The following is a 21,215-nucleotide window of genomic DNA, read 5'->3' as shown; positions in this document are numbered from 1 at the left end:
TTTACCGTTATGCGCTTTGGGCCGCGCCTCCGCCTTTTCGTGGCAGCGACGGGGGCGTTTCGTTCGCGCGACACGTCTGGATGCAGACCCGCCGCGTAGTCTGTATCATCGTTTGGCAGCGATTCCTTCGGCGCAAACCATGCGCCGGTCAAGTCTACTAAGAACGGAGTGAGCGATATGACGTTGAGCAAACTTGTTGTCGTGGTCGCGGTAGCTGCAACCAGCTTTGGTGCACAGGCGCAAGTCGCCGGCACGCAACCTTTGAGCGTCACGGTCGAACAGTCCAATGCGCTGCTGAGCGGCTGGAGCGTGAAGAAGAGCATTCTCGGTAAGGCCGTCTACAACGACCAGAACGAGAAGATTGGTTCGATCCGCGATCTGGTGGTCGCTCCCGACGGCTCGCTGTCTGCTGCCATCGTCTCCGCAGGTGGATTTCTCGGCGTGGCGTCGCATGACGTAGCGGTGCCGATCGCTGCGCTGGATATTCGCGGCGGGAATTTCTATCTGGCCGGCGCGACCAAAGATGCCTTGAAGGCGACGCCGGAGTTTCAGTACAACAAGGTTCAGGCGCCGCCGAAGCCTAAAAAGCTGACTGGCCAGTAATGCGTTAAGCCGGCGGATTCAGCGGCGGGGCTGCACCAGGCGGCTTCTGAATCACCCGGCAAAAGAAAACGGCGCTTGCGGCGCAGAACGGTAGCTGAATCCAAACCGTTTCACGCTTGCGGCGCCGTTTTTGCATTCAATTCGGCCCCCGTCGGGCCGCTGCTCACGCTTCCAACGCGAGCGTGGCGAACGTGCCCAGCCAGTGTTCGCCCATATAGTCGCCCGCCACATGCGGCAGGGCGCTTAGAAGATGCCGCTCGGCCGAATCGAACAGGGCAGTCCGACGCACGTCGCCGGCGGGCAGTGCGCGCGCCAGCGACCGCTGGCACCATGCACGGCTCAGATTCAAACCGTCCAGGTGCGCGATCTTGCCGTCGGTACGGTCGGTTACTGTGACGGGTTCGAACAGCGTGGCGGGTTTTTTCGCGCCGAGATCGGGCAGAAAGCGTCTGAACCATTCGACGAATTGCGCGGGCGGCAACACGCGCCGCATCAATTCCGCTTCCATCAGCGAAGGCGACAAAAACTCATCGCCGGCGGGCTCCCAGGCCTGACAGGCGACATCGTTCAGGAACCAGCGCTCCGCCGTATTTACCAGCAACGCCTCCAGCGATTCACGCGAAGTCTGCCGCGCGAAATCTAGCGTGAGCGCAAGTGCGAATGCCATATTGAAGTGCGTGCCGACGCGCAACGGGTAGGTCGCTTTCGGCAGAAATTCTTCGAAGCGGCTAACAAAAGTCGCGGTAAGCGGCGCAAAGACCTTGGACCAGCGCGCGGCCTCCGAGAGCTTCAACGAATGAAGTTGCGCGCTCAGCGCGAGCAGCCATGCCCATCCATACGGACGCTCGAAACCGCGATTGTGCGGCAGGTCGAGATACGCCAGTTCGCCAGCCACATTCGCTTCGGTGAAATGCTCGTCGACCACCGCAACGATGCGCGCTGCTTCAGGCAGATCGGGAAAACGGTCGAGCAGATGCAGGATCAACCAGTAGCCGTGCACGCATGAATGCCAGTCGTAGCTGCCGTAAAAAATCGGATGCAGGGCGCGCGGACCTTGCACGTCTTGCGGGCCGGCAAGCGAGTGGGTCAGCTTGTTCGGATACTCGCGCGTGAGGTGGGCGAGCGCGAGATTGGCGAATTTGGACGCGAATTCGGGCGTGAGTTGGACAGTCATCGGCGCCTCCTCAAAAGCGGAATGCAATAAGTACGACAGTATGATATTGACGACCGACAATAGTAAAGCAGCCGGTCGCCGCGCCCGGATCGGGCCATTCGGGCCATTCCGGCTTTTCAGTTCCAGCAGCGCGGCCGGCGCGATATTGAAGTTCGGCGCCGTCGGCGCCATCAAAGTGCCGCAAAAGCCGCACAGTACGCCGATCTATCCAGAAAATGAATACAGGCCATTCCAACATTTAATTTGTGGATATATCGGCGGTCCGATATGGTTCAACGATCCATTCCACACAAGACCATGCGGCGCAACGAACGCAACCCGATCAGGGCGCGCTGGATGCGTGCTTGAGTCCTGATTTGCAGAGGCCAGAACCATGTTCGACCGCGTATTCGTCAATGCCGTAGACGCCGACGGCAACCCGCTCAACCTCGCCGTGCGTGAGGGGCGCCTTGCGGCCATCGGTCCGGAACGTCCCGCGATCGGCGGCGCGGAAGTCGTCGATCTGGCCGGGCACCTGGTGTTGCCCGGTTTCGTCGACGGGCATATTCACCTCGATAAAAGCTTCGTTGGCGATCGCTGGCGTCCTCATCGTCATGTCACAAGCCTGCGCGAGCGGCTCGCTATCGAAAAGCAGGAACTGGCAAGCGCCGGGCCGATCGTCGAGCGCGCCGACGCGCTGATCCGCCAGGCTGCGTCGTTCGGCACCATTGCGATGCGCAGCCATGTCGACGTCGACGCGACGACGGGTCTAACCAATCTGCATGCCGTGATGGAAGCGCGCGAGAAATGGCGTGGCGTGGTGGATATCGAACTCGTCGCGTTCCCGCAGGCGGGCGTCGTGTCGTGTCCGGGGACGGCGGAGGTGCTCGATGCGGCAGCCCGTGAGGGTGCGCAGGTGGTGGGCGGAATCGATCCGACAACGCTGGATGGCGACGCCGATGGCCAGCTCGATATTGTCTTCGGCATTGCTGAAAAGCGTGGCGTGAAAATCGATATTCACCTGCATGAGCCTGAGCAGCAGGGGATCGATCAACTGCATCGCATTGCCTCGCGTACCCGTGCAGCGGGGTTGAACGGCCGGGTTTCGGTGAGCCACGCCTACGGGCTCGGCGACGTCGCACCCGAGGTGGTGGATCGTATCGCCGCCGCGCTTGCAGAAGCCGGTGTATCGATCATGACGAATGCGCCGGGCGACCGCGCGTTCCCGCCGATCCTGCAATTGCGCGCAGCCGGAGTGCGTGTGTTCACCGGTAATGACAACATTCAGGACGCGTGGTGGCCGTACGGCAACGGCGATATGTTGCAACGGGCCATGCTGGTTGGTTATCGCTCAGGTTTTTATACGGATGAAGAACTGGGCGTTGGGCTTCGCATGGCGACGGAAGCAGGCGCTGCGGTGCTGGGGAAAGGTGACTACGGATTGAAGGTCGGCAATGAGGCGACCTTTGTCGTCGTGAAAGCGCCGAATGCGGCCGCTGCCGTTGCTGCAGTACCGGCAGAACGTGCCATTGTTCGAAGCGGGCAATTCTGGGGCGATTCGTCCCGCTTGTTGTTTAAGGTCACGTCGGCAGGCGTGGGCTCTGTCGGCTGAGGTTGAAGTTGTTGTCGGGCACCGAGCCGGTGTCTGGAGCGGCTTGCGTCGTCGCAAGCCGCTCCACCCTCAATAATGGCTACCTCGCCACAATGTAGGCGGCGTTTCCAGCAAATGACGCAGCCCTGCGCGGTCGAACGCTTGATCCGCGGCCACCTGCACGCGCTCCAGAATGTCCCCTTCGTCGACCGACAACACCCGGTAGTTCTCCATCAGGACTTTGCCGCCGACCATCGTCATGCACACGTCGCCGGCATTCGCGAAGCAGGTGACGCGATGAACAGGCATATTCATCGGCATGAGGTGCGGCTTGAACAGGTCGACCAGAATGATGTCGGCCTGCTTGCCCACTTCGAGCGAACCGAGCTCGTGGTCAAGCGACAACGCCTTGGCGGCATCGATCGTGACCATTTCGAGCACCTTGCCGTGCGGCAGGACGTCCGGGTCACGAAAATGTCGACGGTGGTAATGCATGCATTGCCACATGTGGCGGAACATGTCGTAGCCTCGATCGGGCGCCGCGCCATCCGAGCCGATCGCCACCGTCACGCCGGCATCGATGAGTTCCGGAACCGGGCAACGTCCGATGATCGACATGATCGCGCTTGGGTTGTGCACGATCGAGGCGCCGGTTTCAACGCACGCCGCGATATCCTCGGAGGTGAGATCGATGGCATGCGACATGAACGACTTCGCGTTCAGCAGTCCCAGCTCGCGATGCGCGAAATCGAGCGAACCGGCGCGATGGCCGTCCTGCGTCAGACTTAGACCGCGCTCGCGGGCCAGCGCCGTGTAGCGCTCGGCCTGAAGCCGGACGCTGCGTTCGTGTGCCGCGTGCTCGGGATAGTGCTGCGGAGCGTAGACGGGCAGCGTCAACGCAATCTGGATACGGCCGTTGGCATCGCCATGGCATGCGTCGATGATCTCTTTGCAAACCTCATACATCTGCGCGAAATCGACGTCGCGCGTCACGCTGCCGTTCGCGCCGTGCCGGGTGTAAGCGCGTGGTTCGGGTGGCCGCGACGGACCGACCGCGACGATCGAACGTGTGCCCGTTTTAACCACCGCGTCGCAGTGACGCCGCGCGTACACGGGGTCGTCGACGCGCATGATCGAGTCCCCGCCGCCGAGCAGCGATACACCCGTTGTCACGCCCGCCTTGAGGCGCTCCAGCGCCGCAAGATGCGATTCCATTTCCCAGAACGTTTCGTCCGAGGCGCGCGTATAGATCGCCTCGCACGCCGCCGACCACGCATCGCCGTTCGCGCCGCCAATCGTCCTCAACATCGCGTGCCCGGCATGGGCGTGTGCATCGATCAGGCCTGGCAGCACCGCTTTGCGGCGCGCGTCGATTACGCGGTCTGCCTGGTATTGCTGCGCAAGCTCGCTTGTCTCGCCGACGGCGACGATGCGGTCCCCTTTGATGGCCACTGCGCCATCTTCGATAACGCGGCGTGTGGCATCGATTGTGATCACGCAGCCGTGCTCGATCAGGATGTCGACCTGTTGCTTATCGTTCATATGCCAATTCTTCTTGTGTCTTTTAAGGTGCTCTCGCACAGTTACGCGGCGTCGACCAGCGCTCCATTGCGCGCGACGATGCGTCCGTTTGCGATAACCAGCTTGCGTTTTGGCCGTGCAACCACGGCATGCGCGACGCACTCGGCATCGACCAGTACGAGATCCGCGCGTGCACCGATACGCAGGCCATAGTCGGCGAAACCGCAACCTCGAGCGGCAGCGTCGCTCACGCAGTCGAAGGCAATTGCGAGGTCGTCGTCGCGTCGCAAGTCATAGCGCATGCCGATCAGCATCGCGCGCTCGAGCATGTCCGGCACGCCATACGGCGACCAGGTGTCGCGAATGCCATCGTTGCCGCCGAAGATCGTGATGCCTTTGTCCCTGCAAACCTTGAGCGGCGGAACGGGACGAGACGGCGGCGCGCTGGTCAGAAGCGCTAAACGCAAATACGAGATCCGTTCGAGCAGCGCGTCGCGTTCACGTTCGGGCAATGCGCCGAGGCAAAATGCGTGGCTGACGACGACTTGCCCCTGCATGCCCGTAGCGGCAACGCGATCGAGCAGCAGTTTCAGCGTGAACGCGCCGACTTCACCGGGTTCGTGCAGATGGATGTCGATCGGCTTGCGATAGCGCTCCGCCAGCTCAAAGGTCGCGTTCAACGACGCGACGGGATCGCCGTCGATCAACGCAGGATCGAGCGCGCCGAGAACATCAGCGCCCGCAGCGAGTGCGCTGCCTAGCAGTTCGACAGTACCGGGACGGATCAGCATCCCCGATTGCGGAAACGCGACGATCTGCATGTCCAGCACATCGCGCATTGTCTGCCGCGTGCTGAGTACGCCTTCGATATAACGCAGGCCGGCGTCGGTATCCACGTCGACATGGGTACGCAGTCGCGTCGTGCCTGCCTGCACGAATGCCCGCGACAGTGTGAGCGACTGGCTGGCCGCATCGTGTCCCGACGTCTTGCGCCATTCGCGCTCGTTGCTGATCCGGTCGGTTAGTGCGGGTCCGACCTCGTTGCGATACCACGAGCGGCCCCAGTGGCTTTTATCGATGTGCGTGTGCCCTTCGACGAAACCCGGCAGCAGCAATGCGCCGCCGCCGTCTTCGGCCAGCACGCCAGGTTGCGCTTCGACATGCGGGCCGAGCGCCGTGATGCGGCCATCGGCGATGGCTACGGAAACCGCCTGGCCATCAGCCAGCCGGACGTTGGAAAGAAGAATAGAGCGAGTCATGGTGGTCATGCCGATTCGACGGAAGTGGCGATACGAGCCCGCAGCGCGCGCTGCGCGGCGCTGATCGCGATGAACACCACGGCATTGGCGAACAAGGCGACGAGGCCCGTGTTGATGGAGGTGAAGGCGATCGGTGCGGCCGGGAAAACAGTGGCCAGCGTCATGCCGCGCCAGTTCGCCAGCGCCAGCACGATTGCGCCCGCGAAGATGCCGCCGAACGCGGCTTCCCGGGTGCCGAACGGGCGCTTCAGGAAACTCGAGGCGAGCATAGGGACGAGTTGCGTCAGCAGGCTCGACGAGAAGATTGCGAGCGCAACGAAGTTCGAACCGCCACGCAGCACGAAGTAGACGACAACCAGCGTGAACAGCGGCAGCGCGATGCGTGCGACGCGCCCGACTTGCCGGTCACTCGCCTGCGGTGCGAAACCTTCGCGATAGATGTTGCGGGCAATCATCGTCGACGCATTGAGCATGATCAGCGAGCCTGGTACCAGTGCCGTCAGCAGACCGGCGCCGCCGACGATCCCGACGAACCACGATGGGAAAGTCTGCTTCACGAGCCGCAGCAGCGCGAGATCGGTTTGCGCGCCTTCGAGCCCATGCACGGTCAGCACCGCGGCGAAACCGACGAGAAACAGGAACGCGATCAACACCTGGTAGATCGGCATCAGCATGGTGTTCTTGCGCAGCGCAGACGCATCGCGTGCCACGTAGACGGCGGTGAAACCATGAGGATACAAGTAGTAGCCCAGCGATGTCAGCAGCAGTGTCGAGTTGTACCAGCTCAGATTGAAACCGTGCTCCGGCATACGCAGCAGTTCCGGATGGACGGCATCGATGCGCGCGAACATCTCGCCAAAGCCGCCGAAGTAGTGCAGCGGCAAATACGTGCCGAGAAAAATCGCAAGACCGAGGATCAGCACGTCCTTGAAGATCGCAATGCTGGCCGAACCGTGGATGCCGGAGACGCTCATATACAGGACCATCAGCGTAGCGCTGATCCAGATGGCCGTTTCCTGCGAGATCAGGCCATACGACATCTCGGAGACGATAATGCCGAGACCGCGTAACTGGATGATCAGCAGCGACACCATTGCGAAGACGGCCACCACCGACACCAGCACGCCGATGGCGCGGCTGTCGTACTTCGAAGCGAAATAGTCGGCGAACGACACAAGGCCGCGTTCCTTCGCATAACGCCAAATGAGGGGCAGCATCCAGTAACCGAATACGTATGCGAGGCAGCCGTACGACAGGATGTAGAACGCCGGCACGCCTTTGCTGTAGGTCCAGCCACTCGCGCCGAGAAACGAGAAGGTCGAGAACGCCTCACCTGCCATCAGCAAGAAGGTGAGCAGCGACCCGAAGCCGCGTCCGCCGACCGCCCATTGCTCCATGCTGAAGGTCTTGCCGCGCCGCGCGTACAGGCCGACCGCCAGCGCGAAGAGGGCAAACAGAACGATGATGACGAGTGCCGGGTTCATTGCCCACCTCCCGTCTGCTCGGCCGCTTGCGCCGCTTCGTCGCGTGTGTCGAGGCAATAGATGATGGCGAGGATGGCCGCCGTTGCAGCCATCCAGAACAGATTCCAGACGAGCAGAAACGGCAGGCCGAACAGGAGCGGCGTACCGGCGGCAATTGAGCCGCCTGAATAGATGCCGATGAATGGCAGCGCGGCTAGCAGAAAGCGAAGTTTCATGGGGTCGTTCCCGAGGTGTCTTGCGTGTCCAGTCAGAACTTCTGACGCAGGCCGGCGACGAACGCCAGTTGTGAAGTCGTCGACGAGGGCGCTGCGATGCCGTCGATCCACGCATGACCGATGCGCGACGAGGCGTTCTGGTAGAGGCCGTTCACATACACGTCGGTGCGCTTGGACAACAGGTACTGGAGACCGGCCGAGGCCTGGTGATAGTGTCCGCTGGCGTCGCCTTGCGACACCTGGGTGTAGGTGTAACCGGCGGCCGCGATCAGCGCGGGCGTCAGCGCGTAGCGCAGGCTTCCCTCGTAGTTGCCGAAGCGCAAGGCGCCACCTGCCGCCATGTTGAAGTCCGTGCCCGTGTAGAGCAGTCCGAGCGTGGCGGGCCCGATGGCATAGGTCGCGCCCGCGCCCCAGATCTGTTGACGCGTCGCGGCGCCGAGATGTGTGCCGAATACGGCGGCCGAAGACGCAAAGTAATTGTCGGATGCGACCGCGCCCGCCGCGCTGCTGGCGGGCTGATTCATACGTGCGTACGCCGCGCCGGCATTGAGTGGACCGTGCGTGTACGTCACACCCGCGCTCCAGCTATTGTTCGCAGCGAAGCCGGTTGCGTTCGAAAAGCCGTACATCAGGTTGGTTTGCAAGCCGGCGATGATCGGCGAGACGTATTTGACCGCGTTGTTGGTGCGGAACGTATTGTTGATGTCGTCGTTGTCGAACGGGTGGGTCGAATACTGGACCAGCGTATTGCTGATCTGGATCGAGCCAAGAATGTCCTGGACGGTGTTGTACTGGCGGCCCAAGGTCAGCGCGCCCAGCTTGTCGCCGCTCACGCCGACCCATGCCTGACGGCCGAACATCCGGCCGCCCTGGCCGGCCGCGCCGTTTTCGAGGTTGAAACCGTTTTCCAGCCGGAAGTTTGCCTTCAGGCCGCCACCCAGATCTTCCGTTCCGAGCATCCCCCAGCGCGGCCCGGACTCGTTGCCGGCCGTCGCCTGCCATGCCGAGTGGCCTTGCTGGTTGTTCGTGTAGGTCACGCCTGAATCGACGATTCCGTACAGCGTGACGCTGGACTGCGCACCTGCCGTGCCCACTAGCATCATGCCTGCGCCGATGCCTGCGAGTGGTTTTCTCCAACTTTTCTTCAACTGCGTTTGCTGCATGCCTGTCTCCGGGTATGTGTCTCGGTGTGGCGCTTTTTTCTGCCGGCACGGCGGCGTCATGCCGCGTTTCGCCCACATTCGAGTTTTTTGTCTGATGTCGACGCGGAGTAATCGGCCGTCGAGTGGCCACCGCTTCGACATCGCTTGATGTTATCCACGTCACCCAATATTCAAAAATTAAATGTTCAAATGCATATCAGTGCGAAATCGAATAGTATTGATTAGACGTATGCCCTTATCCGGCATGGCGGCGTCTGACTGGAGGCTCAATGAAACCCAACGCCAAAGCGCGTACACCGTTGTTCGATCTGGATCTGCTGAAGGCCATCGTCATGGTGGCCGATTGCGGCACCTTTACTGCGGCTTCCGCACGACTTCATTCCACGCAGTCCACCATCAGCCAGAAGGTGCGGCGTCTCGAGGATATGGCGGGGCACAAGCTACTCGAGCGGGGCAGTCGCGACGTGAGTCCGACCGATGCCGGCGAAACCTTGCTCGCCTACGCGCGCCGCATGCTTGCTCTCAACGATGAAATGATTGAAGCGCTCTCGGGCGCGACGGTGGGGCTGACGGTCCGGCTGGGCGTGCCGGAAGATTTCGTCGGCGGGCCGACAACCCATATGCTTGCCGCGTTCAACCGCAAGCATCCGCAGGTCAAGCTGGAAGTGACCAGCGGATTGAGCCGCGACCTGAGCAATAGCTACGATCGGGGCGATCTGGATCTGATTCTCGTGAAGCAACGGCGTAACAGCCGTGAGGCCGTTGCGTGCTGGCCGGAGCAATTGAGGTGGATCGACAGTGCGAAGAATCCTTCAATCCACCTTGATCCGATTCCGATCGTCGCGTTTCCGCCGCGCGGGTTATACCGTGACGACATGACCAACGCGATCGAAGGACTCGGGCGCCGCTGGCGGATGAGCTTTATCAGTTCGAGTTTGAGCGGAATCCAGGCAGCTGTTGCCGATGGTCTCGGGATCAGTCTGCTGCCCGCGCGCGCGGTGCTGGCGGATCACGCGGTGCTGACATCGAAGAGCGGGTTGCCTTCGATCGAAACCATGGATATTGCGCTGCTGCATCGTCCGACGGCGGATGCCGCTGTTAAGGAGCTTGCGCGCGCGTTGTCGCGGATGTTTGGGCCGCAGCGGCGATAACGTCTGCTTGGGTGCCTGCAGCAAGGTATTCAGCGATCGCCTTTTGCTAACATGCCAGGCAGAAGCCAGCAGCAGATTCTGCTGTTGGTGTGCGGACGAGCAACAGAGATTGCCGATGCGGTGGACCACATAAGTAACGGTTGCTGGGCGTGCCCAATAGACTATGTCTAGCTCACCAACCAACAGGAGGCGTTACTGTGAAACTGACCGACTTCGATACACTGACTTTCGATTGCTACGGCACGCTCATCGACTGGGAAACGGGTATTTTCGAGGGTTTGCGTCCGCTGCTCGAACGCGTCAACCCGCCGCTGACGCGGGATCAGGTTCTTGAAGCACACGCACGTCATGAGTCGTCGCAGCAGGCCTACACGCCGGCCAAGCGTTACCAGGAACTGCTGCCGATCGTGTACAAGCGACTCGCCGAGGAATGGCAGGTGCCTTTCACGTACGAGGAGTGCCTCGCCTACGGCAAGTCCATACGCAATTGGCCGGCATTTGAGGACTCGGCGAACGCGCTGCAGTATCTGAAGAAGCACTACAAGCTGGTCATCCTGTCGAACATCGACAATGACAGCTTCACGTACAGCAACGCGAAGCTTCAGGTCGAATTCGATGCGATCATCACCGCAGAGGACGTCGGCTCCTATAAACCGTCGCCGCGAAACTTCGAGTACATGTTGGACAAGCTGGAAAAGCTGGGTGAGCGCGGCATCCGGAAGGAGAAGATCCTCCACACCGCCGAGAGTCTGTTCCACGACCACAAGCCCGCGAACGCGTTCGGACTTGCATCGTGCTGGATCTATCGCCGCCATTCGCAAACCGGTTTCGGCGCAACGATGAACCCCGGTGAGCAACCCACTGTGAACTTCCGATTCAACAGCATGGCCGAATTCGCGAAGGCTCACCAGGAAGCGCTGCTGCAGAAGTAAGTAGTCGATAAGTTTACCGGCCTTTGTGCCGGTTTGATTTGCCGCGCCGGTGCGGGCGCGGCGAGTTCCGCGCAAGCCGGAACACCCCAGTTAAGGAGCCCTTCATGCGGCTGACGGATTTTAAGGCCCTGACGTTCGACTGCTATGGCACCCTGATCGACTGGGAATCGGGCATCGTCGCGGGCCTGTCAGCATTGGTCGCATCGCTTGACCCGCCACCGACGCGCGACCAGGTGCTGGAAGCGCACGCCCGCCACGAGTCATATCAGCAGAACGCTACGCCCGACATGCCGTACAACCGGCTGCTCGAGGTGGTCTACAAGCGGCTCGCGGAGGAATGGGGCGTCAGCTACACGCGCGAGCAGGCGGAGGCCTATGGTCGTTCGGTGCGCAATTGGCCTGCGTTCCCGGATTCGGCAAGTACGCTGCAGTATTTGAAGAAGTACTTCAAGCTGGTCATCATATCGAACGTGGACAACGAGAATTTCACATACAGCCGCGCCAGGCTGCATGTGCCCTTTGACGTCGTTGTCACGGCTGAGGATGTGGGAAGCTACAAGCCGTCGAGCCGTAATTTTGAATATATGCTCGACGTGCTGTCGAGACTCGGCGTGCGTAAGGACGAAATCCTGCACGTCGCGGACAGCATGTACCACGATCATGAGCCGGCCAACCGGTTAGACATTCGTTCATGCTGGATTCATCGGCGCTTCGAGCAGCGCGGGCTCGGCGCGACGATGCGCACATTCGCGGAGCCTTCTGTCGATTTCAGGTTCACCAGCATGGCGCAGTTCGTCAAGGCGCATCACGAGGAGCTTTCCCGCGTTTAGCGGGAAAGCCGGTTCGCCCGCCGATTCGAGAACAGAACGATATGAGCAACCGACCAAAACTCGACCGGATCGACATCAAGATCCTCGGCGAATTGCAGAGGAACGGCAACATCACCAACGCGAATCTCGCGGCCGCGGTCGGTCTTTCTGCGAGCCCGTGCCTGCAGCGCGTCAGGCGTCTTGAATCAGCCGGTGTGATTTCGGGCTACGGTGCGCACGTGAATGTCGCGAAAGTGACCAGCATCGTGTCAGTGTTCACGGAAATCATGCTGCATGATCATCGGCGCGACGACTTCGTGCGTTTCGAGGCGAACGTGCGCGATCTCGACGAAATTACCGAATGTCACCTGGTGAGCGGTGGGTACGATTACCTGCTCAAGTTCGTCGTCAAGGACATCGGTCACTACCAGGAAGTGATCGAACGCCTGCTCGACCGCAATCTCGGCATCGAGAAGTATTTCAGTTACATCGTGATCCGTTCGCCGTTCGTCAAGCACGGAGTGCCTCTCGACAAGTTGCTGACAGATGATGACTGAAGCTACGCAATTAGCGTGGTTGGAGCACTGGCCGATCTCACGTCTTAAAGCTCGAAAGCCTGCCTAGAACAACTCCAGAATCCGGTGATACATCATCCCGAGTTCCAGCGCCGGCCCACGTAATGCCGGGCCGCCCGGAAAGCGTGCGTGCCGCAGTTGCGCGAACAGATCGAAGGCCGCGGTCTCACCGGCCATAGCTTTCGCAATCACGCGCCCGGCAATCCCCGTCAACGCCACGCCGTGACCTGAAAAGCCCTGCACGTAGAAGTAGTTCGGATCGATCGAACCGAAATCGGGTGCACGATTGCGCGTTACGTCGACAAAACCGCCCCACGCATAGTCGATTCTCACATCGCCTAGCTGCGGGAACACGCCGATCATGCGCTTGCGGATTTCCTCGCCGAGTTGCACGGGCGACGCGCCGGTCGAACTCGCGCGGCCACCGAACAGCACGCGATGATCAGCCGACAGACGGAAGTAATCGAGGAAGAAGTTGTTGTCGCAAATCGCCTCACGTCCTTTGATCAGTGCGTCCGCGCGTGGCTGACCGAGCGGTTCCGTGGCGACAATGTAAGAGGCAATCGGCGCGATGCGCGCGGCCACTGGAGCCGGCAACACGTCGCCGATCGTGGCATTGCCGCATGCCGCGACGAAGCGGCAGCGTACCTCGCCATTGGCGGTCCGCACGACAGGCCGTGCACCACGCACGACTTCGATCACCGGCGAATGCGCAAACAGTTGTGCACCTTCACGACGTGCTGCATCGGCGAGACCGAGGCAGTATTTGAGCGGATGCAGATGACCGGAAAACGGATCGTAGACGCCGGCCAGATAACGTCGCGAAGCGACGCGTGAACGCACTTCATCGGTATCGAGCCACGAGAGTTTCGTATAGCCCCAGCGTTGCGACGCCGATTCCATCCACGAACGCAAATCCGGCACGCGTTTCGGTTTGGTGGCCACCGTCAGATAGCCGGCGGTGAAATCGCAATCAATGCCGTAGCGTTCAATGCGCTCGCGCACCAGAGCCACGCCTTCCACTGACATCGCCCACGCGGCGCGTGCGCCGTCGAGTCCGAGTTGCCGTTCGATGATCTCGTCTTTCGCGAAACCCACCAAGGTCTGCCCGCCGTTGCGGCCCGACGCGCCCCAACCGGGACGATGCGCATCGAGCACCACCACCGACAATCCGCGCGTCCGGCATTCCAACGCCACCGACAAACCGGAAAAACCCGCGCCAATCACGCAGACGTCGGCCTCCAGCGTGCCGTCGAGCATCGGATCGTCGGCCGGCGGACGCGTGGCGCTCGCCTCGTAGTAGGAGTTGGCGATCAGCGCATCGGCGCGGTGGTCGAGCGTGTTGAAGCCGGGAGTCGGTGCATTCATCAAAGCAGGTCCTTCATTCGATACCAGGCCATCGCAAGGACGAGGGCAGGGGTGCGCAGTGTAGCGCCGCCGGGGAAGTCGCGGTGGCGAATCTTGCCGAACAGATCAAAGCGCGAGGTCTGACCATCGATCGCTTCGGCGATCAGCTTGCCCGCGAGCCCGGTAGTGTTCACGCCGTGGCCGGAGAAACCCTGCGCGAAATACACGGTAGGCGATAGGCGGCCGAAATGCGGCGCGCGATTCATCGTAATGTCGACGAAGCCGCCCCACGCATAGTCGATTTTGACATCGTCGAGTTGCGGGAAAGTCTTCAGCATATCGCGGCGCATTGCTTCACCGAGGTTGCGCGGCGCGAAGGTCGAATAGCTGACTTTGCCGCCCCACAACAAACGATTGTCGGGGGCAGGGCGGAAATAGTCCAGCACGAAGCGGCTGTCGCACACGGCCGCTTTCGCCGGCATCAGCGCTTCGGCGCGATCGGGATCGAGCGGTTCGGTGGCGATCACGTAGGTGCCCACCGGCATGATCTTGCTGGCGAGATCCGGCGCGAGTTGGCCGAGATACGTATTGCAGGCGAGCACGACGAATTGCGCATTGACTTTGCCACGAGCGGTTTCGGCCACATGCCGGCCGTTTTCCTGGCGCAACGCGGTGACGCAACTGTCTTCGAAAATCCGTACGCCGGCCTCGCGTGCCGCGCGCGCCAGACCGAGCGTGTAATTCAGCGGATGCAGATGGCCGCTGTCCGCATCGAACAATCCGCCGAGGTAGCGCTGCGATTGAACATAGTTGCCGACGCCATCGGCGTCGACATAGCTGAAACGGTCATAGCCGAAACGCCGTTGCGCTTCGTCGCGCCATTTTTGCAGTGCATCCGTATCGCGCGGCTTGTTCGCCGCGGTCAGGTAACCGATGGTCAGGTCGCAGTCGATCTGATGCTTCGCGACGCGTTCCTTGACGATATCCAGGGTTTCGAGCCCCATGTCCCAAACACGCTTCACGTCATCCGCGGGCATGAACTTCGCGAATGTGTCGATATCGCAGGCAAAGCCGCCGATCAACTGGCCACCATTGCGGCCGCTCGCGGCCCATCCGACTTTCGATGCTTCGAGCACCGCGACCGAGTGACCGCGTTCGGCGAGGTTCAACGCAGTCGAGATGCCGGTGAGTCCGGCGCCGATCACGCAGACGTCGACGTTAAGCGTTTCTTCGAGTGGGGGATGGCGGGTGGTGTCGTTAGCGGTTGCTGCGTAATACGAGGCGACGTGAGGCTGGTTTGAGAATCGGAGCATAGGCAGAGCATGCAGAAGAGGCCTTGGCGCGTGGCCCGCGGTAAAGCCGGGCCACGCGATGAGGCGGGTCGTTTTAGAACGAGTAGATGAACTGCGTTGCGAGCAGGTCGTTGGACTTGCCGTACGAGCCGTCGTTCTTCAGGAACACCTGTTTGTTCGCCCAGTCGTGGCGGTATTCCACCTTGACCGTGATCTGCTGGGTCGGGTAGAACAACAGATCGAGCGAAACGTCCTGGCGGGTTGCGCCCTTGCACTCGAAGCCGAGACCGCCGTTGGCCTTCGAATTGGCGAGGCAGTCCGCGCCGATACCGAAGCCGTCGGCAGTGTCCATGCCGTTCGAATTCAACGCGATGCCACCGCCGCCGCCGCCATTCTTGCTGTCGACGAGCAGGTCGTAACGGGCGGTCACGCCCATACGGCCCACCACCGGCAGCGAGAACTTGCGGTGCGCGAGCAGCGAGAGGCCGTACCACTGTGCCTGGCCGCCGTTGAACGCGGCGTTCTGCTGCTGACCGTAGTCGAGTTCGGCGTTGTACTGCACGTCCGCCAGCGTGTAGGTCAGGTCGGCTTCGGTGAAGAAGAACGTACCGCCCGAGCTCGGCGCCTGACCGCCTACGCCGTAGCTGACCGCACCAGTGTTCGCATCGATCGCGCTAGGCAAGGTCTGACGGCCGATGTTGAACGAGCCACCCACATCCAGTGCGCTCGACCACGTGTAGTCGACTCGTCCCGTGAGGGTCGGGATCTTGTTGCTGGTCGTGATCGGATCGCCCAGCGCATTGGTGCCGACCTGCGTCGTCGCGCCAAACGTGCGGTACTGTTCGTTGCCGAGGAAGAACTTCCACGCCCAGTTACCCGTCGCATAGTTCGCGCCGATACCGATGTAGCTGCCCGGATCCGAGAAGTCGTACAACAGGTTGTGCGTGAGCGTCAGCATCTGGTTCGATTGCTGCACTTCATAGCCGCCGAAGCTCGGAATCAAACCGGCCACGAGGGTCGTGGTCGCCGTCAACGGCACATTGACCACGGCCGTGTTCAGGATGTTGTTGCCGATATCGCCGTGCTCGTTCGAGAGCAGCGTAATACCGTTGCCGCGGTTCGGCATCAAGGTGATCTCGGCCGACGGCGCCATCGGGCCGACACCGAAGGTCTTCTTGATGTCTAAGTACAGATCGCCGAACGTGCTGTTGAAGTAGTTGTAGCTACTTTCATGGTTCGCGAACAGGAACGACGAGCTGCTCTGCGCGCGGTTATACATGTAGGTCGGATCGATATAGCCCGTCACCGACAAGCCGGCGATCGGCCCCGTGTTCGCCGCGTCCACCAGCGAGTCGACCTTCAACTGCTGATTGGCGATCTGCTGCTTCATCGAATCGACCTGGTCGTTGGTCAGCGTCGCCTGCGCCTTGCCGTAATCCGGCGAGGAGATGTCGACCGGCGCCGCCACCACAGCCGGAGCCGGTGCCGCGGTGGCTGCCGCCGCCGCTTTCGGTTTGGACGCTACCTCGGAACGCAACTGCTTCACCTCCTTTTGCAGTGCGTTGAGCTGGGCCTGTAGCGCCTTGATCTGGTCGCTGGTGGCGTCTGCCATGGCAAGGCCTGGCAAACTCCCCGCCACCAACAGACAGATGAGCTTCTTTCTCATGCAAATTCTCCTTATTGGTCGTATTGCAAAAGGACTTCTTATGCGCGTGCCGTATCGAGCGACTTTCGTACGACGGCTTGTTGTGGTGCTGACGGTAACGGGTCGGCGGCTTCGGCGAGTGCGAACGCCATCTGCATGTCGCGGTTGCGCTTGCGCTCACGCACCTGCATCCAGCGGTTCACGCCGATCACGCCGATCGTCACCGTGGTGATGAAGATCGTGGCGAGCGCGTTCATTTCCGGATTCAGGCCAAGACGAACACGCGAGAACACGACGAGCGGCAGCGTGGTCGAACCGGGACCGGAGAGGAACGCGGAGAGCACGAGATCGTCGAAAGACAGCGTGAACGACAGCAGCCAGCCGGACATCAGAGCCTGCGAGATCAGCGGCAGCGTGATCAGGAAGAACACCTTGAAGGGCGTTGCGCCGAGATCGAGTGCGGCTTCTTCGAGCGACTTGTTGAGCTCCTTCACCCGCGATTGCACGATGATGGCCACGTACGAAACGCACAGCATCACGTGGCCGATCCAGATCGTGAAGAGGCCACGGCCCTTCGGCCAGCCGAGCATCTGTTCGAGCGCGACGAACAGCAGCAGCAGCGAGATGCCCTGAATCACTTCAGGAATCACGAGCGGCGCGTTGATCATGCCGGCGAACAGCGTGAAGCCGCGAAAGCGTCCGAAGCGGGCCAGCACGAAGCCGGCCCATGTACCGATCACCACCGATGCACACGCGGTCAGCAGACCGATTTTCAGCGACAGCCACGCTGCACTGAGCAGTTCGCCGTCTTGCAGCAATGCGCCATACCATTTGAGCGAAAAGCCGGACCAGACCGTAACGAGCTTCGACTCGTTGAACGAATACACCACGAGGCTGATGATCGGGATATACAGAAACAGAAACCCGAACGTCAGTACGCTATTGGAAAGCGTTCTATTTGGCTTGATCATTTCGCGCCCTCCAGTTCCTTGACCTGGTAGTACTGGAACACGGCCATCGGCACGAGCAGCAGTAGAACCATGGCGACGGTGACAGCGGATGCCATCGGCCAGTCCATATCGTTGAAGAATTCATCCCACATCACGCGGCCGATCATCAGCGTATCGGCGCCGCCCAGCAGTTCAGGAATCACGTACTCGCCGACCGCCGGAATAAACACCAGCAGACTGCCGGCGATAATGCCGTTCTTCGACAGCGGCAAGGTGATGCGCGTGAACGCGGTCCACGGTTTGCAACCGAGGTCGTAGGCCGCTTCGAGCAGCGTCAGATCCATCTTCACCAGGTGCGCATACAGCGGCATCACCATGAACGGCAGATACGAATAAACCATGCCGATATAGACGCCAATATCCGTGTGGTAGAGGCGCAACGGCGAATGAATCATGCCGATGGCCATCAGCGTGTGATTGAGCAGGCCGTCGTCCTTCAGGATGCCGATCCACGCATAGACGCGGATCAGGAACGACGTCCAGAACGGCAGCATCACGCCCATCATCAGCAGGTTGCGTTTGGTCGGCTCCGAACGCGCGATGTAGTACGCAATCGGGTAGCCGATCAACAGGCAGAAGAAGGTTGAGATTGCGGCCATCTTCAGCGAGCTGATGTACGTGGCGACGTACAGATCGTCCTGCAGCAGGAAGGCGTAGTGGCTCAGCTGCATGGCGAAGTGCACCATGCCGTCCTTGACCGTCACGAGATCCGTGTACGGCGGAATGCCCAGGCGCAGATCGGCGAAGCTGATTTTCAGCACCAGCACGAACGGCAACGCGAAGAACACGAAGAGCCACATGAACGGCACGCCGATCACGGTCGTGCGGCCCGAGGGCACCAGGAACGAGAGGCGTTTTTTCAGCGAGCCGAGCAAACGGCTGCCGGACGGCGCGCCGAGCGCCGCGGGGGAGGTAGTGGGATTGCTCATTGCGTCAGCACCACGCCGCTAGCCGGCGACCAGTAGACGAACACGTCGTCGTTATAGGACGGCGCACCTTCGCTCATGAGGTGCGAGCTGGAGAGATTCGACACGACCGTCTTGCCGCTCGGCAGGCGCACGTGATAGAGCGAATAGCTGCCCATGTACGCGACGTCCGAGACCACGCCGCGCGCCCAGTTGTGCGGCGTCGAGGGCTTGTCGAGCGAGACCTTCACGCGTTCCGGACGCACCGAGATGCCCACCGGCATGCCAAGCGGGCCGGTAATGCCGTGGCTCACGTAGATGCGCGATTCGAGGTCTTCGCTTTCCACGAAGATGTGGTCAGGTTCATCCGCGACCACGGTGCCTTCGAACAGGTTGGTCGAGCCGATGAACTCGGCCGAGAAGCGGCTATTCGGAAATTCGTACACCTGGCTGGGCGAGCCGATCTGCACGATGCGGCCTTCGCTCATCACGGCGAGGCGGCCGGCCATCGTCATGGCTTCTTCCTGATCGTGCGTCACCATCACGCAGGTCACGTCGACCTTCTCGATGATGTTCACCAGTTCGAGCTGGGTCTTCTGACGGATCTTCTTGTCGAGCGCCGACATCGGCTCGTCGAGCAGCAGCAGCTTGGGGCGCTTGACGAGCGAGCGGGCCAGCGCCACACGCTGCTGCTGTCCGCCGGACAACTGGTGCGGCTTGCGTTGCGCGTATTTGCTCATCTGCACGAGATTCAGCGCGTCGGCAACGCGTTCCTTGATCTCGTTCTTGGGCGTGCCTTCCTGCTTGAGGCCGAACGCGATATTCGCTTCGACGCTCATGTGCGGGAACAGCGCATATGACTGGAACATCATGTTGACGGGCCGCTTGTACGGCGGCATCGCGGCGAGGTCTTCGCCGTCGACGAAAATGCGGCCGGACGTGACCGACTCGAGCCCCGCGAGCATGCGCAGGAGCGTGGACTTGCCGCAGCCGGAGCTGCCGAGCAGCGCGAACAATTCATTCTTCGCAATGCTCAGATTGACGTTGTCGACAGCAGTACTGTCGCCGAATTTCTTCACGACATTTTCGATGCGAACGAATTCGTCCGATTTCGATTTTGTCGTCGGTGCGGGGCGGGCCATCTGGGTGGCGCCGGCTACGCTTGTTTGTGTCGTCGAGTTCATGATGTAACCATTCCTTGCGGATCGCGAGCGCAAGTGTCTCCATACGAGTCGCGGAAAGCGGCTCGCAAGATGCGCTGCGATCGGAAAACATGGGACTGCGCACAGATGGGACTTAAGCACGCAGGCTGACTACCGTTACTGCCATTCATGCGCTCAGGGTTCGAGCGATCCCTGAGCGCGGGATCGATTCTTTTTAGTTTGGCTTAATCAATGGCCGGTTTTAAGCTGCGCCCAAAGTCGATTTTCAAGGCGCAGAATGTCGGTGGGCATCGGTTTCATCAGTGTCATTTTGCTCAACACTTCATCGCCCGGATAAACGGTCGTGTCCTGTGCGACACCCGGAACGACGAACTGGCGCGCGGCCTTGTTCGCGGTCGGGTAGAACACTTCATTGGTAATCGCTGCGTTGACCTTCGGATCTTCGATGTAGTTGATCCACTTCAGCGCGGCTTCCGGATGCGGTGCGTCTTTCGGGATCACCATCACGTCGAACCACAGCAGACCGCCTTCCTTGACGTTCGAGAATTTCACCTGATACGAACGCTTGGCTTCCGCGGTACGGCGGCTGGCGATGCCGACGTCGCCGGACCATGCCACCGCGACGCAGATGTCGTTGTTAGCGAGGTCGTTGATGTAGCCGGACGAATTGAATTGGGTGATGTACGGGCGGACTTTCTTCAGCACTTCGAACGCGGCCTGATAGTCGGCGGGGTTCGTGCTGTTCGGATCCTTATGCATGTATTGCAGCGTCGCGGCGAACACGTCGACAGCCTGGTCGAGGAACGACACGCCGCAGCCTTTCAGCTTCGACAGATTGGCCGGGTCGAACACGAGGGCCCAGCTGTCCACCGGCGCATTGGCGCCGAGTGCCTTCTGCACGGCCTGGACGTTGTAGCCGATACCGTCGGTACCGTAAGCCCAGGGCACGCCGTACTGGTTGCCCGGATCGGCGTCGGAAATCATCTTCATCAACACGGGGTCGAGGTTCGACAGATTCGGCAGCTTCGACTTGTCGAGCTTCTGATACACGCCGGCCTGGATCTGCTTGGCCATGTAGTTCGACGTCGGCACCACGATGTCGTAACCGGAACTGCCCGCGAGCAGTTTGGCCTGCAAGGTATCGTCGCTATCGTAGTTGTCGTACTTGACCTTGATACCGTCCTGCTTCTCGAAGTTTGGAATCGTGTCCTTCGCGATGTAGTCCGACCAGTTGTACACATTCAGTTCCGTGTCGGCCGCAAGGGCCGGCGTAACCGACAACGCCGCAAAACCCGTGAAGGCGAGAAGCGCGGCCCCCGCGACCGCATGACGAAGATGACAAACGCTCATGGTTTTTTCCCTTGATGTGAAGAACCGGCATGGGCGCGTATCGTGGG

At 60.9% G+C, this 21,215-nt stretch carries 19 protein-coding genes and 1 pseudogene; 6 read left to right on the top strand and 14 right to left on the bottom strand.

What is annotated here, in order from left to right:
• Window positions 1–177 precede the first annotated feature (177 nt).
• Window positions 178–603 (top strand): PRC-barrel domain-containing protein, encoded by a 426-nt coding sequence (locus M0D68_RS15100; RefSeq protein ID WP_054041262.1) that lies wholly within the window; start codon window positions 178–180, stop codon window positions 601–603.
• A 163-nt stretch (window positions 604–766) separates the two neighbouring features.
• On the opposite strand, the gene M0D68_RS15095 is transcribed toward M0D68_RS15100, so the two are convergent.
• Both M0D68_RS15095 and M0D68_RS15090 read right to left on the bottom strand, forming a co-directional pair.
• Complete coding sequence (locus M0D68_RS15095) at window positions 767–1,777, bottom strand: DUF2891 domain-containing protein (protein WP_093645177.1); 1,011 nt, start codon at window positions 1,775–1,777, stop codon at window positions 767–769.
• An 84-nt stretch (window positions 1,778–1,861) separates the two neighbouring features.
• A pseudogene (locus tag M0D68_RS15090) lies at window positions 1,862–1,948 on the bottom strand (hypothetical protein); the annotation flags it as partial.
• Between the two features lie 202 nt (window positions 1,949–2,150).
• On the opposite strand from M0D68_RS15090, the gene M0D68_RS15085 reads away from it, so the two are divergent.
• Window positions 2,151–3,368, top strand: a complete 1,218-nt coding sequence (locus M0D68_RS15085; RefSeq protein WP_211706919.1) for an amidohydrolase family protein — start codon at window positions 2,151–2,153, stop codon at window positions 3,366–3,368.
• A 69-nt stretch (window positions 3,369–3,437) separates the two neighbouring features.
• On the opposite strand, the gene M0D68_RS15080 is transcribed toward M0D68_RS15085, so the two are convergent.
• From M0D68_RS15080 to M0D68_RS15060, 5 genes are read right to left on the bottom strand one after another with little or no spacing between them, the layout of a single operon-like run.
• Window positions 3,438–4,889, bottom strand: coding sequence for an amidohydrolase family protein (locus M0D68_RS15080; RefSeq protein ID WP_266210974.1), 1,452 nt, complete (start codon window positions 4,887–4,889; stop codon window positions 3,438–3,440).
• A gap of 41 nt (window positions 4,890–4,930) precedes the next feature.
• Complete coding sequence (locus M0D68_RS15075) at window positions 4,931–6,127, bottom strand: amidohydrolase family protein (RefSeq protein WP_211706917.1); 1,197 nt, start codon at window positions 6,125–6,127, stop codon at window positions 4,931–4,933.
• Between the two features lie 5 nt (window positions 6,128–6,132).
• On the bottom strand, window positions 6,133–7,611 hold the full coding sequence (locus M0D68_RS15070) for a sodium:solute symporter (RefSeq protein ID WP_093645097.1): 1,479 nt from the start codon (window positions 7,609–7,611) through the stop codon (window positions 6,133–6,135).
• A complete protein-coding gene (locus M0D68_RS15065; protein WP_093645095.1) occupies window positions 7,608–7,826 on the bottom strand; it encodes a DUF3311 domain-containing protein in 219 nt (72 codons plus the stop codon). Before M0D68_RS15065 ends, M0D68_RS15070 begins: the two co-directional genes overlap by 4 nt.
• A 32-nt stretch (window positions 7,827–7,858) precedes the next feature.
• A complete protein-coding gene (locus M0D68_RS15060) occupies window positions 7,859–8,989 on the bottom strand; it encodes a porin (protein WP_211706916.1) in 1,131 nt (376 codons plus the stop codon).
• 269 nt (window positions 8,990–9,258) lie between these two features.
• On the opposite strand from M0D68_RS15060, the gene M0D68_RS15055 reads away from it, so the two are divergent.
• The 4 genes from M0D68_RS15055 to M0D68_RS15040 all read left to right on the top strand — a co-directional run bounded on the left by M0D68_RS15055 (window position 9,259) and on the right by M0D68_RS15040 (window position 12,438).
• Window positions 9,259–10,140 carry a LysR family transcriptional regulator gene (locus tag M0D68_RS15055; RefSeq protein WP_093645091.1) on the top strand — a complete coding sequence of 294 codons (882 nt, stop codon included), beginning with the start codon at window positions 9,259–9,261 and terminating at the stop codon, window positions 10,138–10,140.
• A 197-nt stretch (window positions 10,141–10,337) separates the two neighbouring features.
• Window positions 10,338–11,072: a haloacid dehalogenase type II gene (locus M0D68_RS15050; protein WP_211706915.1), complete on the top strand. Its 735-nt coding sequence runs from the start codon at window positions 10,338–10,340 to the stop codon at window positions 11,070–11,072.
• Window positions 11,073–11,176: 104 nt separating this feature from the next.
• The gene (locus M0D68_RS15045; RefSeq protein WP_211706914.1) at window positions 11,177–11,902 is read left to right on the top strand and encodes a haloacid dehalogenase type II; all 726 of its coding nucleotides are present in this window, start codon (window positions 11,177–11,179) and stop codon (window positions 11,900–11,902) included.
• 41 nt (window positions 11,903–11,943) lie between these two features.
• Window positions 11,944–12,438, top strand: a complete 495-nt coding sequence (locus M0D68_RS15040; protein WP_211706913.1) for an Lrp/AsnC family transcriptional regulator — start codon at window positions 11,944–11,946, stop codon at window positions 12,436–12,438.
• Window positions 12,439–12,501: 63 nt separating this feature from the next.
• Here the strand turns inward: M0D68_RS15040 and M0D68_RS15035 are convergent, their stop codons facing one another.
• The 7 genes from M0D68_RS15035 to M0D68_RS15005 all read right to left on the bottom strand — a co-directional run bounded on the left by M0D68_RS15035 (window position 12,502) and on the right by M0D68_RS15005 (window position 21,168).
• On the bottom strand, window positions 12,502–13,824 hold the full coding sequence (locus M0D68_RS15035; protein WP_211706912.1) for an FAD-binding oxidoreductase: 1,323 nt from the start codon (window positions 13,822–13,824) through the stop codon (window positions 12,502–12,504).
• Window positions 13,824–15,116: an FAD-binding oxidoreductase gene (locus tag M0D68_RS15030; RefSeq protein ID WP_211706911.1), complete on the bottom strand. Its 1,293-nt coding sequence runs from the start codon at window positions 15,114–15,116 to the stop codon at window positions 13,824–13,826. The genes M0D68_RS15035 and M0D68_RS15030 overlap by 1 nt, the downstream gene beginning before the upstream one ends.
• Window positions 15,117–15,189: 73 nt before the next feature.
• Window positions 15,190–16,761 (bottom strand): DUF3138 family protein, encoded by a 1,572-nt coding sequence (locus tag M0D68_RS15025; RefSeq protein WP_211706910.1) that lies wholly within the window; start codon window positions 16,759–16,761, stop codon window positions 15,190–15,192.
• 38 nt (window positions 16,762–16,799) lie between these two features.
• Window positions 16,800–17,711 carry an ABC transporter permease subunit gene (locus M0D68_RS15020; RefSeq protein WP_211706909.1) on the bottom strand — a complete coding sequence of 304 codons (912 nt, stop codon included), beginning with the start codon at window positions 17,709–17,711 and terminating at the stop codon, window positions 16,800–16,802.
• Window positions 17,708–18,679: an ABC transporter permease subunit gene (locus M0D68_RS15015; RefSeq protein WP_200561981.1), complete on the bottom strand. Its 972-nt coding sequence runs from the start codon at window positions 18,677–18,679 to the stop codon at window positions 17,708–17,710. The genes M0D68_RS15020 and M0D68_RS15015 overlap by 4 nt, the downstream gene beginning before the upstream one ends.
• A complete protein-coding gene (locus M0D68_RS15010) occupies window positions 18,676–19,797 on the bottom strand; it encodes an ABC transporter ATP-binding protein (protein WP_093645173.1) in 1,122 nt (373 codons plus the stop codon). The genes M0D68_RS15015 and M0D68_RS15010 overlap by 4 nt, the downstream gene beginning before the upstream one ends.
• Before the next feature lie 249 nt (window positions 19,798–20,046).
• Window positions 20,047–21,168: a polyamine ABC transporter substrate-binding protein gene (locus tag M0D68_RS15005; protein ID WP_093645074.1), complete on the bottom strand. Its 1,122-nt coding sequence runs from the start codon at window positions 21,166–21,168 to the stop codon at window positions 20,047–20,049.
• Between the last annotated feature and the right edge of the window lie 47 nt (window positions 21,169–21,215).

Source organism: Paraburkholderia sp. SEWSISQ10-3 4 (genome assembly GCF_030464785.1).
In the GTDB taxonomy this organism is placed as follows: domain Bacteria; phylum Pseudomonadota; class Gammaproteobacteria; order Burkholderiales; family Burkholderiaceae; genus Paraburkholderia; species Paraburkholderia aspalathi.
This window is presented reverse-complemented; position numbering and strand designations above follow the sequence as displayed.